This is a genomic window from Yinghuangia aomiensis, from assembly GCF_039542225.1.
Classification (GTDB): domain Bacteria; phylum Actinomycetota; class Actinomycetes; order Streptomycetales; family Streptomycetaceae; genus Yinghuangia; species Yinghuangia aomiensis.
Genome location: NZ_BAABHS010000016.1, coordinates 170,407 through 184,482 on the forward strand (window position 1 = coordinate 170,407; position 14,076 = coordinate 184,482).

At 72.7% G+C, this 14,076-nt stretch carries 14 protein-coding genes; 10 read left to right on the forward strand and 4 right to left on the reverse strand.

All coding sequences use genetic code 11. The features are described from left to right. Positions 1 to 169 precede the first annotated feature (169 nt). The 3 genes from ABEA93_RS22905 (at position 170) to ABEA93_RS22915 (ending at position 3,632) form a co-directional block, all read left to right on the forward strand. Complete coding sequence (locus tag ABEA93_RS22905; RefSeq protein WP_345677565.1) at positions 170 to 1,048, forward strand: NIPSNAP family protein; 879 nt, start codon at positions 170 to 172, stop codon at positions 1,046 to 1,048. A 134-nt stretch (positions 1,049 to 1,182) separates the two neighbouring features. Beyond that, positions 1,183 to 2,283: a calcium:cation antiporter gene (locus ABEA93_RS22910; RefSeq protein ID WP_345677566.1), complete on the forward strand. Its 1,101-nt coding sequence runs from the start codon at positions 1,183 to 1,185 to the stop codon at positions 2,281 to 2,283. A gap of 122 nt (positions 2,284 to 2,405) precedes the next feature. Next, positions 2,406 to 3,632 carry a low temperature requirement protein A gene (locus ABEA93_RS22915; RefSeq protein WP_345677567.1) on the forward strand — a complete coding sequence of 409 codons (1,227 nt, stop codon included), beginning with the start codon at positions 2,406 to 2,408 and terminating at the stop codon, positions 3,630 to 3,632. 81 nt (positions 3,633 to 3,713) lie between these two features. On the opposite strand, the gene ABEA93_RS22920 is transcribed toward ABEA93_RS22915, so the two are convergent. After that, positions 3,714 to 4,601: a PaaX family transcriptional regulator gene (locus ABEA93_RS22920; protein ID WP_345677568.1), complete on the reverse strand. Its 888-nt coding sequence runs from the start codon at positions 4,599 to 4,601 to the stop codon at positions 3,714 to 3,716. A gap of 215 nt (positions 4,602 to 4,816) precedes the next feature. Between ABEA93_RS22920 and ABEA93_RS22925 the strand changes: the two genes are divergently transcribed. From ABEA93_RS22925 to ABEA93_RS22940, 4 genes are all read left to right on the forward strand, one after another. Further along, complete coding sequence (locus ABEA93_RS22925) at positions 4,817 to 6,001, forward strand: LLM class flavin-dependent oxidoreductase (RefSeq protein ID WP_345677569.1); 1,185 nt, start codon at positions 4,817 to 4,819, stop codon at positions 5,999 to 6,001. A gap of 101 nt (positions 6,002 to 6,102) precedes the next feature. Continuing rightward, on the forward strand, positions 6,103 to 7,173 hold the full coding sequence (locus ABEA93_RS22930) for a zinc-binding dehydrogenase (protein ID WP_345677570.1): 1,071 nt from the start codon (positions 6,103 to 6,105) through the stop codon (positions 7,171 to 7,173). Between the two features lie 181 nt (positions 7,174 to 7,354). Further along, positions 7,355 to 7,783 carry an ATP-binding protein gene (locus ABEA93_RS22935; protein ID WP_345677571.1) on the forward strand — a complete coding sequence of 143 codons (429 nt, stop codon included), beginning with the start codon at positions 7,355 to 7,357 and terminating at the stop codon, positions 7,781 to 7,783. Positions 7,784 to 8,058: 275 nt separating this feature from the next. Then, on the forward strand, positions 8,059 to 8,805 hold the full coding sequence (locus ABEA93_RS22940) for a VOC family protein (protein WP_345677572.1): 747 nt from the start codon (positions 8,059 to 8,061) through the stop codon (positions 8,803 to 8,805). Positions 8,806 to 8,850: 45 nt separating this feature from the next. Here the strand turns inward: ABEA93_RS22940 and ABEA93_RS22945 are convergent, their stop codons facing one another. The 3 genes from ABEA93_RS22945 to ABEA93_RS22955 form a co-directional block, all read right to left on the reverse strand. Then, entirely contained in the window at positions 8,851 to 9,039 is a 189-nt protein-coding gene (locus ABEA93_RS22945) for a hypothetical protein (protein WP_345677573.1), read from the reverse strand. Positions 9,040 to 9,382: 343 nt separating this feature from the next. Then, positions 9,383 to 9,808, reverse strand: a complete 426-nt coding sequence (locus tag ABEA93_RS22950) for a DJ-1/PfpI family protein (RefSeq protein WP_345677574.1) — start codon at positions 9,806 to 9,808, stop codon at positions 9,383 to 9,385. A gap of 467 nt (positions 9,809 to 10,275) precedes the next feature. Continuing rightward, entirely contained in the window at positions 10,276 to 10,710 is a 435-nt protein-coding gene (locus ABEA93_RS22955; RefSeq protein WP_345677575.1) for a hypothetical protein, read from the reverse strand. A 204-nt stretch (positions 10,711 to 10,914) separates the two neighbouring features. Here ABEA93_RS22955 and ABEA93_RS22960 point away from each other — a divergent pair, with 204 nt between their 5' ends. The 3 genes from ABEA93_RS22960 to ABEA93_RS22970 all read left to right on the forward strand — a co-directional run bounded on the left by ABEA93_RS22960 (position 10,915) and on the right by ABEA93_RS22970 (position 13,896). Next, a complete protein-coding gene (locus ABEA93_RS22960) occupies positions 10,915 to 11,274 on the forward strand; it encodes a DUF6204 family protein (RefSeq protein ID WP_345677576.1) in 360 nt (119 codons plus the stop codon). 107 nt (positions 11,275 to 11,381) lie between these two features. Beyond that, positions 11,382 to 11,954, forward strand: coding sequence for a dihydrofolate reductase family protein (locus tag ABEA93_RS22965; protein WP_345677577.1), 573 nt, complete (start codon positions 11,382 to 11,384; stop codon positions 11,952 to 11,954). A gap of 682 nt (positions 11,955 to 12,636) precedes the next feature. Further along, entirely contained in the window at positions 12,637 to 13,896 is a 1,260-nt protein-coding gene (locus ABEA93_RS22970) for a glycosyltransferase (RefSeq protein WP_345677632.1), read from the forward strand. The last annotated feature ends 180 nt before the right edge of the window (positions 13,897 to 14,076 follow it).

The window sequence follows — 14,076 nt, forward strand, 5'->3', positions numbered from 1 at the left end:
TATCCCCTCGCAACGGTCCACCCCGCCGCACCCACCCGCTTCCCCCGAACGGCCGCACCCCCGGCACCGCCTCGCCGCGCCGCCGCCAGGAACGTTTTGCCATGTCGTGGACCGGACTTGGCCCCCGCCGAGTTCCCCCCAACGGTTCCGTCGCGGGATGCTCCCGCGCGTGATCTACCGCATGCGCACCTACCAGGCCGTCCCCGACCACCTGGAGGCCTTCCACGCATTCTTCCGCGACCACCTCCTCCCAGTCCGACTGCGCCACGGCGCCCGCCTGGTCGGCCGCTGGCAAACCGACGACGCCCGCGTCGTCGCCGTCTGGGAGTACGACGACCGGGCCGCCCACGACCGCATCGACGCCGCCGTCCGCGCCGACCCCGACACCCGGGCCGCCCTGCAACTGCGCCGCACCCTCCCGGAACTGTTCACCAGCGTGGAGGAAGTCTTCATGACCGACACCACCGCGCACCGGTTACTCCCCCACCCGCGAACCCCGGCCGCCCACGGCACCCGCACCGAACCCGGCACCCACCCGAGCCCCGGCGTCCTCCCGATCCGCGGACTGCGGATACGCACCAGCTTCTGGCGCGTCGCCGGGATCATGCTGCTGCTCACCTCCGCGCCCCTCCTCAACGCCGTGCAGCCGGGATCGGACCTGCACGCGTGGGCACGGTGGCCGCTGATCGCGGCCGAAGCAGCCTTCTTCGCCTTTCTCGCCGTGTGGACCGCCACGCACCACGTCACCGCGAACGCCGCCGGCATCCGGATACGCAAATTCCGCACCGTCCTGGACATCCCCTACGCCGACCTCGCCGCCGCCTACGCCCCGACCGTCACCACCAAAGGCCGCCCCGCCAACCTCGTTCTCGGCTTCCGCCACCGCGACGGCCGCAGCGCCTGGCTCAACGTCATGCTCGTCCCCCGCGCCCGCCTGTGGGCACTGATCGACATGATCGCCACCACCGCCCCCGACGGCGCGGTCCTCGACGACGACCGGATGCGCCGCGTCCTGCACCTGGCCGGGGAACCCGCACCCCAGGCCTGACCCCAGACGCCCCGACCCGGTCCCGACCCGGTCTTCCCGCTGCGCCCCGTGCGGGTGACCTCGTGTTTCCCCGTGCGGCCTACCGCGCGTGTCGCCGAGGGGTGCGGGCCGGGGCCCTCTGGCACCGTTCAGGAATGAGCCGTGTCGCCTCGCGCCTGCACCTGGACCGCTGGACGGCCGTGGTGCCGCCGCTCGCCCTGGTCCTGCTCGCGTTCACGTGGGGCCGCGACCTGCCCGGCTATCTCGTCGCGATCGTCGCCTTCTTCCTGACCGCGGCCGTCCTCGCCGCCGTGCACCACGCCGAAGTCGTCGCGCACCGCGTCGGCGAACCCTACGGCTCGCTCGTCCTCGCGGTCGCCGTCACCGTCATCGAAGTCGCCCTGATCGTCACCCTCATGACGGACAACGCGGAGAAGAACGCCACCCTCGCCCGCGACACCGTCTTCGCCGCCGTCATGATCACCACCAACGGCATCGTCGGGATCTGCCTCCTCCTCGGCGCCATCCGCCGCCGCCTGGCCGTGTTCAACGCCGAAGGCACCGGCGCGGCGTTCGGCACCGTCGCCACCCTCGCCGGACTCAGCCTCGTCCTGCCGACGTTCACCACCAGCGAGCCCGGACCCCAGTTCTCCGCCACCCAGCTCGTGTTCGCCGCCATCGCCTCGGTCGTCCTGTACGGCCTGTTCGTCACCACCCAGACCGTCCGGCACCGCGACTACTTCCTCCCCGTCACCCTCGGCGGCGACATCGTCGACGACGACCACGCCGAACGCCCCGCCGCACGCACCGCCCGGACCAGCCTCGCCCTCCTCGGCCTCGCCCTCGTCTCGGTGGTAGGCCTGGCCAAAGGCGTGTCGCCGACCATCGAACGCGGCGTCGCCGACGCCGGACTGCCCGCCTCGGTCGTCGGCGTCGTCATCGCCCTGCTCGTCCTCCTCCCGGAAACCATCGCCGCCGTCCGCGCCGCCCTGCGCGACCGCGTCCAAACCAGCCTCAACCTCGCCCTCGGCTCCGCCATGGCCAGCATCGGCCTGACCATCCCCGCCGTCGCCCTCGCCTCCGTCTGGCTGTCCGGCCCCCTCGTCCTCGGACTCGGCGCCAGCCACATGACACTCCTCGCCATGACCGTCGCCGTCGGCATCCTCACGATCGTCCCCGGCCGCGCCACCGTCCTGCACGGAGGCGTCCACATCGCACTGTTCGCCGCCTACGTCGTCCTCGCCCTCAGCCCCTGAACGCATGCCCCACCCCGCGCCGCACCCCCTCTCACCCACAAGGGCGATAGGGTCCCCGTCGCACCGACCGCGGCTCGGACACGCGTTCGGAACCACCGGGACACCTTGGGGGAAACACACGCATGGCCACGCCGCCGGACCACCTCGCCACCACCGCACCCCCGCCGCCCGGCGAACCCGCCGAAGAACCCGCCGCCAAACCGGCCGCGGAGCGCCGCGCCACCTGGTTCGAACTGTTCTGCGACCTCGTATTCGTCGCCGCCGTCGGCCAAGTCACCCACCGCGTCGGCGAACACCCCACCGCCGCATCCGCAGCCGGCGCCGCCGCCCTGTTCGTCCCCGTGTGGTGGCTGTGGGTCCTCAACGCCGTCCGCGCCAACCGCTTCGACCCCGACGACACCACCCACCGCCTCATCACCATGGCCGGCATGGCCGCCGTATCCGGCGTCGCAATCTTCGTCGGCAGCGTCGGCCACAGCACCGGAGCCGACATCGGCTTCGTCGCCTCCTACCTCGCCGCCCGCGCCGCCATCGCCCTCGCCTACGCGGTCGCCGCCCGCAGCGACGCCCTCTTCCGGCCCATCCTCCGCTCCTTCACCGCAGGATCCGCCGCCACCGCCGTCCTGTGGACCGGCGCCTTCGCCTTCCCCTCCGGACCCGCCCGCCACACCCTGTGGGCCGCCGCCATGGCCGGCGAACTCGCCCTCCCCCTCCTCGCCCGCCGCCGCGTCGCCGCCGCCCCCGTCGACATCGACCACCTACGCGAACGCTTCGGCCTGTTCACCATCATCGTCATCGGCGAAGCCGTCCTCGGCTTCACCTCCGGCCTCGTCGGCGGCACCCGCGCCGAAGCCTCCACCGCCACCACCGGCGCCGCCGCCTTCGCCCTGTGCGCAGGACTGTGGTGGACCTACTTCAACGCCGGACTCGAACGCCCCGGCGCCCACGACGGCATCGCCACCCAATGGCGCCTGCGCGACACCTACGTCTTCGGCCACCTGCCCGCCCAACTCGGCGTCGCCGTAGCCGCCTCCGCCCTCGGCACCGCCGTCGCCCAACCCACCGGACACCTCGACAACGCCGCAGCCGCCTGCCTCCTCGGCGGCGTCGCCCTCTACCTCACCGCCACCGCACTCATCCGCGCCGCCTTCACCGGACCCCGCGAAACCGCCGTCCTCGTCCGCCTCACCGGCGCCGCCGCCACCCTCGCGCTCCTCGGCCTCGCCCCGCACGTCCCCGTCCCCGCACTGCTCGCCGCCGCCGCCACCGTCGTCGCCGCGACCGCAACCGCCGAAACACCCGCCCACCGGCGCCGCGCCCGCACCCGGCGACAAGACCACACGGCCTGACCCCGAACCAGGGAAACCGCACCCCGCTGCGCCTCTCCCGCCGCGCCGATGCGCCGCGCACCAGGAGAGCCGCGCCGAACGTCAGGCGCGGGCCGCCAAACCGGCACCCGCGCCGCGCGGGTCCCGGTCCAAACGCTCCCACCAGCGGTCCGCCGCCTCGTGGCACGAACGCCACGTCCGCACGAACAACGCCGTCGCCTCCCGGCCCGGCCACCCCTCCGGCAGCAGCACACCCGGCAACCGCGGATCACGCTCGAACGTCAACCGCCACGCATGCACCAGACGCGTCCGCAGCACGAACGCCTCCTCGTCCGACCACCCCCCGGCCGGCGGCACCACCGCACCACCGAACCGCGCCAGGAAATCCACATGCAGCGGCGCCACCGCGGACAGATCCCACGCCTGCGCCGCCAACGCCGCATCCGCGCCCCCACCACCCGCCCGGCACGTCAGCCACGTCGCATGACCGGCCAACCCCAGCTCGGCAACCAACTCCCGCAACGCCCCCACACCACCCGGGTCCGCCGCGATCCACACCCCCTGGCCCAGCGCACCGAAGCCCTGGAACGCCAGCTGCTCCTCCACGGCCGTCCGCTCGGCACGCGCCGCCGCCGGGATCCGCAACAGCAACTGCTGCCACGTCCCCTCCCACGGCAGCTCCTCCTCCATCGCCCGCCGCAACCGAGCCGTCCAGCTGTGCAGCAACCGCACCAACCGCGGCCGCATCACCAACACCGTGAACCGGCCCGCCGGCACCGTCTCCAACCAGCCCTCGTGCGTCAACCGCGTGATCGCGCGCCGCGCCGCCGTCTCCTCCACCCCGCACGCCTTCAAGGCGTCCACCACCGCCGCCGACCACACCCGGTCACGACCCGCGAAACCGACGTACTCACCGAGCACGGTCAACAACAGAGTGCGGGCACTGGGGCTGCCGTCGCTGCGGCGACGCGTACGCGGTGCGGTGGTCATGGCGCTCCTGGCCGGGACGGGGGCATCGGGGCCCGACGATGATCCCCGATCCACGCCGCGATGTCAGCAACCTCCCGGATGCCCCTTGATTCCCCACGCCCCCAGCGATAGGACATAAGACAGATCAATCAAAGATTACGTCCAATGACCAGCGCGCGGCACACCCCCACCGGCCCCGCCGCCCCGTCCCGGACACCGAGCGAGAGGCCCGCCCCGTGCCCAACCCCACCACGCCGCAACGCCCCACCCGCTTCGGCGCGTTCATCGCCCCGTACCACGGCATCAACGGCAACCCCACCCTGCAGATACGCCGCGACCTCGACCTCGTCGCCCACCTCGACGACCTCGGCTACGAAGAAGCCTGGATCGGCGAACACCACAGCGCCGGCTACGAAACCATCGCCTCCCCCGAACTCTTCATCGCCGCCGCCGCCGAAAAAACCCGCCGCATCCGCTTCGGCACCGGCGTCAACTCCCTCCCCTACCACCACCCCCTCGTCCTCGCCGACCGCATCGTCCAACTCGACCACCAGTCCCGCGGCCGCATCATGCTCGGCGCAGGCCCCGGCCAACTCGCCTCCGACGCCTTCATGATGGGCATCGACCCCATGAAGCAACGCAGCATGATGGCCGAAGCCCTCGCCGCCATCGCCGCACTCCTCCGCGGCGAAACCGTCACCGCCAAAACCGACTGGTTCACCCTCGACGAAGCCCGCCTCCACCTCGCCCCCTACCAGCCCCACGGCATCGAAATCGCCTGCGCCTCCACCGTCTCCCCCTCCGGAAGCGTCCAAGCCGGCACCCACGGACTCTCCCTCCTCTCCCTCGCCGCCTCCGACCCCAACGGATTCGAAGCCCTCGCCGGCAACTGGGACATCTACGCCAAAACCAGCGCCGACCACGGCCACACCCCCAGCCGCGACAACTGGCGCCTCGTCGTCCCCATGCACCTGGCCGACACCGAGGAAGAAGCCCGCCGCCAAGCCGAATACGGCGTCCTCCACCTCGTCCGCTACATCGAAGGCCTCTCCGGCATGACCATGCCCTGGGGCAGCACCGCCACCGAAGCCATCCGCCAATGGACCACCGACGGCTTCCCCACCTTCGGCGTCGCCATGATCGGCACCCCCGACGACGCCATCGCCCGCATCGAAGCCATGGCCGAGAAATCCGGCGGCTTCGGCACCCTGCTGCTCCTCGACCTCCCCATCGCCGAACCCGCCGCCAAGCGCCGCAGCTACGAACTCTTCGCCGAATACGTCGTCCCGCACTTCACCGGCGCCAACCGCCCCCGCGAAGCCTCCATGGCCTGGGCCAACGCCAACAGCGGAAAATTCATCGGCGCACTCCGCCAAGCCGTCGAAGCCGCCTTCGCCCAGCACCACGGCACCGACGACTGACCCCACACCGGCACCAGCCCCCGGGTGCGGCACCGCACGCCCCCGCCGCACCCGGACCCCCGGCCCCGACCGAAACCCCGCACGACCCCCGAGGAGAACCCATGCGCGCCGCCGTCCTCCGCAACGGCCACTTCGTCGTCGACGACATCCCCAAGCCCACCCCCGGCCCCGGCCAGGTCCTCGTCGAAACCGTCTCCTGCGGCATCTGCGGATCCGACCTGTCCGCCTACAAGCACACCGCCGAATTCCTCCAGGCCTCCATCGACTCCGACACCCCGTCCTTCATCTTCGACCCCGACGCCGACCTCGTCCTCGGCCACGAACTCGCCGCCCGCGTCATCCGCACCGGCCCCGGCGTCGACGGCTTCACCGAAGGCCAGGTCGTCGTCGGCCTCCCCTGGGCCCTCGACACCGGCGGCACCCTGCGCACCATCGGCTACTCCAACCAATTCCCCGGCGGCTTCGGCGAACGCATGGTCATGCAGGCCGCCGCCCTCGTGAAGGTCCCCGACCGCGTCCCCGCACCCGTCGCCGCCCTCACCGAACCCCTCGCCGTCGGCTTCGGCAACGTCGCCCGCTCCGGCGCCGAAAAAGGCGGCGGCGCCATCGTCATCGGCTCCGGCCCCATCGGCCTCGGCGCCATCGGCGGCCTCGTCGAACGCGGCGTCGCCCCCGTCATCGTCTCCGAACCCTCCCCCCGCCGCCGCGAACTCGCCCGCCTCTTCGGCGCCCACATCGTCGTCGACCCCGCCGAACAAGACCCCTTCGACGCCTGGCGCACCGCCGCCGAACCCGGCCAGCCCCTCACCGTTTTCGAATGCTCCGGCAAAGCCGGCATGTTCAACGACGTCCTCTACAAAGTCCCGCGCGGCGCCACCGTCATGCTCATCGGCGTCTGCATGACCATGGACTCCTTCCGCCCCGTCGTCGGCATCTACAAAGACCTCACCGTCAAGATGTGCCTCACCTACCCGCCGGAGCAGTACCCGGCGACCCTGCGCCGCATCGCCGAAGGCACCGTCGACGCGGCCGCGCTCGTGACCGGCGAAGTCGGCTACGGCGGCGTCGCCGCGGCCATCGAGACGCTCAAGCACCCCGACGACCACGTCAAGGTCCTCGTCCGGCCCCACCTCGACGGCGACCGCGTCCACACACCCGACCTCAGCCGCTGAACCACCCGCCGCACCACACGGCACACCCTCGCGCTCCGGCGCGCGTCCCCGCGCGGATGCACGCCGGGGCACGGGGCGCACCACGCGCGCCCCGAACAAGCCCCCGCACTACGGCCGGGAACCTACACCGAGTAATCGAAACAGCACACACCGTCGCCTATCCGGCGGTACGCTGCGCCACATGCGCACCATGCCCGCGACGCCGTCCTGCCGCTTCGAGATCCCACCCGAGTACGCGGCGGTCCCCCACGCCCGCCGCACCGCCCACCAGATCGCCGCCCAATGGGGCCTCCCGCCGGACCACGACCGCGCCGACACCCTGCGCGTCATCGTCTCCGAACTCGTCACCAACGCGGTCAAGCACGCGGGCATGCTCTCCCCCCGCATCGACATCGTCATGCGGCTCGACGAACTCGGCGACCTCCGCATCGGCGTCCACGACCGCCACCCCTTCCGCCCGAAGGCGCTCCTCGAACCGGTCGACGACGACAGCGGCCGCGGACTGCACATCGTGAAAGCCCTCGTCGACGAATGCGGCGGCACCGCCGGCATCGAACCCGACGCGGACGACGGCGGGAAAACGGTATGGGTGACACTGCCGCTCTACTGACCCCCGCAATCCCGCCCCCGACTCCGGCGCCCGGGCAGGCACCGAATCGGACCGACGGAACCCGGAACCGGCGAATCGGGTGCGCCGGCGCGGGCTTTGCTCCCTGCTTGTTGGTGCGTGCTTTCTGTCTGTGGACAGACAGGAGACAGCAAGGGCCCGTTATGTAAACCGGTGGAAGATACGGGAAATGCGGTGGTAGGACTCCCCGGGTGCGGGCTAGGGTGCGTGGCCTGTCCAGGCCGCCCGCGGGCGGCCGTGCGAAACAGGGGGTGCGCGTGGCGACGCAACTGGTCGGAATCCGAGTCGAGTCCGCAGCGCCCACGGAACTGGCCCGATTCTGGGCCGAGGCCCTCGGATGGCACGTCGACGGAACCGCCGCGCGGTCCGCGGTGCCCGGGGTTCCGGATCTGCTGTTCACCGCGTCGCAGCGCCCGAAGACCGCGAAGAACCGGCTGCACCTGGACCTCGACCACGCCCCGGACGGCGACGTCGACACCGAAGCGGCGCGGCTGATCGTCCTCGGGGCGCAGCACACCGACATCGGCCAAGGCGCGGTGCCGTGGCGCGTACTCGCCGATCCCGAAGGCAACGAGTTCTGCGTCCTCCCGCGGCCTCCCCTCCCCCACGCCGGACCGCCCCGGGACAGCGGCGTAGGCCGGTTGGCGCAGATCTGCCTGGACGCCGCCGACATGAACCGCCAGGAGACGTTCTGGGCGGCAGCCACGGGTTGGACGTTCGCGGTCCGCGACGCGTGGGCGGTACGCCTGTCCGGCCGCGAAGACACCGCACCCACGTTGGTGATGGGCCCCCCGGCGGCACCGAAGGCGGGGGCGAACCGACTGGGCTTGGTCCTGTCGGCGGCGGACGGCCCGGTCGAGGATTCGATACGGGGACTCGTGGCATCCGGCGCAACGCTCTTGGCGGATGCGGACGCTGGTGCTGGCGCGGAGCCGGGGACGGCGCTGGTCGATCCCGAGGGCAACGAGTTCTGGGTGGCGGACGCGGGCAAGGCCCGGCGCTGAATCCGGCGCGGCCTGCGGCCTGGCGTGCTTTGACCGCCGGTCCGGTCAACCCGAGCAGGCGCCGCGCTGGTCTTCCTGCCACTCGCACACCGGACACAACGTGACACCGGGATGCGAGGCCGGATACTCGGTGGCCTTCCCACACAGGACGCAGTCGGCAAACCGCTCCCCCGCCGCCACCGGCCCCGGCTCGGGACGGGCGGGCGTTGCGCAGTACGGGTCGGGGGTGTCCATGCGGTCGACTGTACCGCCGTGATGCCGGCGCCCGCCTGCACGTGACCGCTGCGACATGCGAGGTCATGGGGCCTCCCAGCCGTCCCACCCCGCCGCAAGACGCACCGGGCAACACCGGAGCGGGCGTTCGGCGCCCGCTGGCGGGTCCCGGAGGGGAAGGGTCGCCGGCCACCGGCCCGACGACCTGCTGATCTGCTGCTGAGCGCCTGCCACGCCGAGGAGCAACGCCCCTACGCCCCGGCCGAGCGCCTCCGGTGCGGGGCGCCTGCAACGGACATGGGGAAGTGCCGGGTTCGTCCCCGGCCGTGCGCGCGGGCGGGATCGCCGGCGCGGACTCGCGTGCTCATCCGAGGAGGGTTGCCACGAAGGCGTCCGCGAACATCGTCGCGGCCCCGTGGGCAGTCTGGTCGTCGAGGACCACGACGCGCGGGGCAGTGCGCGGTACGCCCGCGGTGTCGAGGAGGCGGACGCCGTCTCCGAAGGCCGCGACGGGTTTGCCCCGGGACCAGGCTTCGGCGACGAACGCCACGGCCGCCTGGTCGCGGGCCGGCAGGTCCGCCGCGGGTCGCCCGCCCGCGACCAGGACGGCGTCGCATGCGGTCGGCGCTGCCGTCCGCACCGAACGGACCACGTCGACGGGCCCGTCCGCGGTGTCGATGCGGACACGGTCGGGCAGCAGGACGTCGCAGACCACCCCGTGGCCGGACATCGCGATCATCACGTCCGCGAGGGCATCCGTGTCGGCGCCGTCCGCAACCAGGACGGCCACAGTCGGGGCCCCGGCCCCGGCGCGGGCCACCGCACAGGCGGTGCCGCGCCAGGGCCGGTGACGCCTGGGCCGCCTCGCCCGGGTAGCTGGGCTTTCGTTCATCGCCGACACGCGCTCTCTCCGCTCTGGTCCACCGCTGCGCCGCCGGTACCCGCTGGACGGCCGGGCCATACCGCCGATGTCGCGTGGCAATCACCCGGCGCTGGTGCGACGGCACGATCGGGAGACCGTGCGGGGCATCCGTCCCGCCTGCCGCGTCGGCGCGACCGAGCACGGTAGGCAGGGATGGGCTGTGCGGTGTCCGGCCATGAGCTGTCGTGGCCTGCGGAGTGCCGGGTCCGGCGCGCTCCGGCGCCTGAACCTGAAGGGGTCGACGCGGCGTGCGGGCTCCGCTACGGCGGCGCCCTTCGCCGCAGCAGCATGACCACGCCCGCAACCGGTGGGGTCACCGCGCCAGCGGTGACGGGTTACGGCGAGGGCTTGGGCGGTCGGGGCGTGGCGGGAGCAAGGGTCGCGCCGAGGAACATGTCGGTGAGGTTGGCCGCGCAGGCTGCGCCGTCGTCTTCGGAGGGTTCGGTGTCGCTCCACAGGCGGGCTTGGTCGGCCAGGGCGTGCAGGAGCATCATCGCGCCGACGCGGGTGCGTTCGTCGCGCAGGGACTCCGGGACCGGGGCTGTCGACGACAGGTCGTGCGCGCTCCACAGACGCTGGTAGGCGTCCAAGCCTGCGGTGGCGCGGTGGAGTTCGAGGATCTCGGGCCGGTGGCTGCGCAGGTTGGTGTTGATCTCGGCGTTGATGCACGGGAACGCGCGGCCGTGCCAGCCGTCGGCGGTGAGCAGCCGGGCCAGGGGTTCGACGAACGCGTGCCGGCACGCGCACTCGACTCGCCGCCGGGCCGTCACCGCACCAGCGGAACCAACCGGCAGCCAGGGGCGTGGGGTGACCGCACAACGCACAGAGGTGGCACGCGGACGTGTCAGTTCCCCGCGGGCGACATCCACGGGCAACGGCAGCCGGCCTCATGCGCCGTCCGGTCGGGTCGGGTCGGCGGTGCGTGGCGGAAACCGGTTGGTGGCGGGGGCGCGCGGGCGCATAGGGTCCGGGGTATGAGCACTCGTACGTTCCGCATCATGGTCCGCGGGGTCTTCGACGGCCTCACCGCCGAGCAGCGCGCCGAGTTGCAGGCGCAGGCGGCGGACCACGACGTTCTGCGCGCGGCGTTCACGCCGGAGGGGCACTTGTCGTACGACATCGCGGTGCGTCCGGCGTTCACGTTCCGGTTCGCGGACTCGGGTGAGGCGGAGGAGGACATCCTCGAGGCCGCCGAGCGTGCGGAGGAGAAGGCGCGGGCGTGGCTCGACGAGCGCGGCTACGGCTACAAGAACCTGCGCTCGCAGTGCGAGGACCTTTCGCAGGCCCCGCTCGCGAAGCGGCAGCGGCGTGCGGCCGCGCGCGGGGACGGCTGACGAACTTCCGGGTCCGCGGCGCGTGGTGGGCGTCTCGGGGCGCGTCGCGGCGGGTCTCGGGGGTGCCGCGGCCGTAAGGTCGGACGTGTTTCCGAGGAGGGTTCCGCATGTCTGCGACGCGCAAGGTGACCTATTCGATGGCCATGTCGCTCGACGGCTATGTCGTCGGGCCGGACGGCGATTTCCGGTGGACGACGCCCAGCGACGAGATCTTCCGGCATTCGATCGCGGAGATCCGCGATGTCGGCGTCCACCTGATGGGGCGGCGGCTGTACGAGACGATGCTGTACTGGGAGACCGCCGACCAGGATCCGTCACTCGACGCCGACCGGCTCACGTGGGCGGCGCTGTGGAAAGCGGTCCCCAAGGTGGTGTTCTCCCGCACGCTGTCGACGGTGGAAGGCAACGCCCGGCTGGCGTCGGGCAGTTTGGCCGAGGAGATCGCCAAGCTGCGCGTCGAGCCGGCCGCGGGCTCCATCGCCATCGGCGGCGCCACGCTCGCCACGCAGGCGGCCGAGCTGGATTTGATCGACGAGTACCTGGTGCGGGTCTTCCCGGTACTGCTCGGCGGCGGGCAGCCGTACTTCGCCCGTGACGAACGCCGGGTGGATTTGGAGCTGGTCGAGTCGCGGACGTTCGAGTCGGGAGCCCTGTTTCTCCACCATCGGGTGGTCCGGTAGCGGGCGCGGCCCCTTCCGGCATGGCACGCGGCGGACAGTGCGCCCCGCGCGGTCTCGGGTGTGCCTGCCAACGCGGCGGCGTCCGCCGGGGGCAGGAGGGCCGGCTCGCGGATCCGGCACAGGGTGTCCGCCGAGGCCGTCCAGTCGACGGGCGACTGCTCGTCGCAGAGCACCTCAAGGACGGGTCCCACGGGCGGCGGCGCCCGGTGCGGCGAGGGCGTCGCGGGCGGTTCGGATGCGTTCCGCGGAGCCGGAGAGGTGGGCGACGAGGAGACGGGGGTCCATGGCGGGCACGGTAACCGGGGGCGCTGACTTGGTGGTTGCGTGTCGGTCCGTGGGGCGCCGTGGTGTGGGCGGTGGCTGTATGCGGAGTCCCGGTCGCCGCCTGGGGCTTGCTCGCGGTGGTGGGAGCGGCGTCGGCAGGTCGTCCGGAATGCGTGGGCGGCTCGCGTGATCCGTCGGGTTGCCGCGTGGCAACCCGGTTCGCCGTTCGCGGATTTCGTGGCGTGGCGGCGCCCCGCGCGGGTTGTGTCCGGGGTGATGGCGAAGGCGGGAAGTCTGCCGCTTCCCGCCCCGATCAAGGTATCGCGGGCCAGGGGCCTTGTGGCAAGGGGCTGTTCGTCGCGGAGAATCGTGGGCCGAGGGCCGGATCAAGGCGACGTGGGAGTGCTTCGAAGTGCGTGTGCTGTTGTCGACATATGGGTCGCGCGGGGACGTGGAACCGCTGGTGGCGTTGGCGGTGCGGTTGCGGGAACTCGGCACGGAGGTACGGGTTTGCGCGCCGCCGGACGACGATTTCACGCAGCGGCTGGCCGACGTCGATGTACCGCTGGTGCCGGTCGGCCCGTCGGCGCGGGCGTTGACCCTTTCGGGACCGTCGCCGTCGTCGATGCCGCAGCGTGCGGCCGCGTTGATGGCGGGGCAGGCGGAGGTGCTGCCGGACGCCGCCGAGGGTTGTGACGTGCTGGTGGCGACCGGGATGGTGCCGGCGGCGGCGGGTGCGTTGTCGGTGGCGGAGAAGGTCGGGATCCGGTCGGTGTCGGTGACGTTCCAGCAGCTGACGCTGCCGTCGCTGCGGCGGCGTCCGTTGGCTTATGCGGGGCGGCCGTTCCCGCCGGAGGTGACGGACACCGCGGTGCTGTGGGAGATGGACGCGGAGAGCAACAACGTCCTGTTCCGTCGGGCGCTCAACGCCACCCGGAAGACGCTGGGCTTGGCGCCCGTGGACGACGTACGCGAATACGTCGTCGGCGCCCGGCCGTGGCTGGCCACCGACCCGGTACTGGACCCGTGGTTTGCGACGCCGGGCCTGGACGTGGTGCAGACGGGGTCGTGGATCCTGCCCGACGAGCGACCGCTGCCGGACGACTTGGCGGCTTTCCTCGACGCGGGCGAGGCCCCGTTGTATGTGGGCTTCGGCAGCATGCCGCTGCACGGGTCCGGTGATGTCGCCCAGGCCGCGATCGCGGCGGCGCGTGCGCACGGGCGGCGGCTGGTGCTGGGCCGCGGGTGGGCGGACCTGGCGGCGGCGGACGGCGCGGACGACTGCTTCGTGGTCGGCGAGGCCAACCACCAGGCGCTGTTCCCCCGCGTGGCCGCGGTCGTCCACCACGGCGGGCAGGGCACCACGATGACGGCGGCCCGCGCGGCCGTCCCGCAGGTGGTGGTGCCGCAGCTGGCCGACCAGCCGTACTGGGCCGGTCGGGTGGCGGATCTGGGGATCGGCGTGGCCCACGACGGTCCCGCGCCGACCGCGGCGTCCCTGACCGCGGCACTCGACACGGCGCTGGCCGGGCAGATGCGGGCGCGGGCGGCGGATGTGGCCGGGACGGTGCGCGGGGACGGCACCGGGGTGGCGGCGAAGCTGCTGCGCGAGGCGGTCGCGGACGGCGGCCCGGCGGGACGGGTCGGCGGGGTCGGAGGGATGTACCGGGTGGGGTGAGGGCCGTCTGCCGGGGGTCTGACCGCGGTCTGGCTGGGGAGCCGCGGCGGCGGGGTCGACGGGCGGGTGGGCGGTGCGCCCTCCGGGTATTGCCGCCGCCGGCGTTCTCGGGGGCGGGCGTGGCCGCAGATTTCACCGCCCGGCGGTAGGGGTACGCGGGGCTTCCGGGGCCCGCTCGAT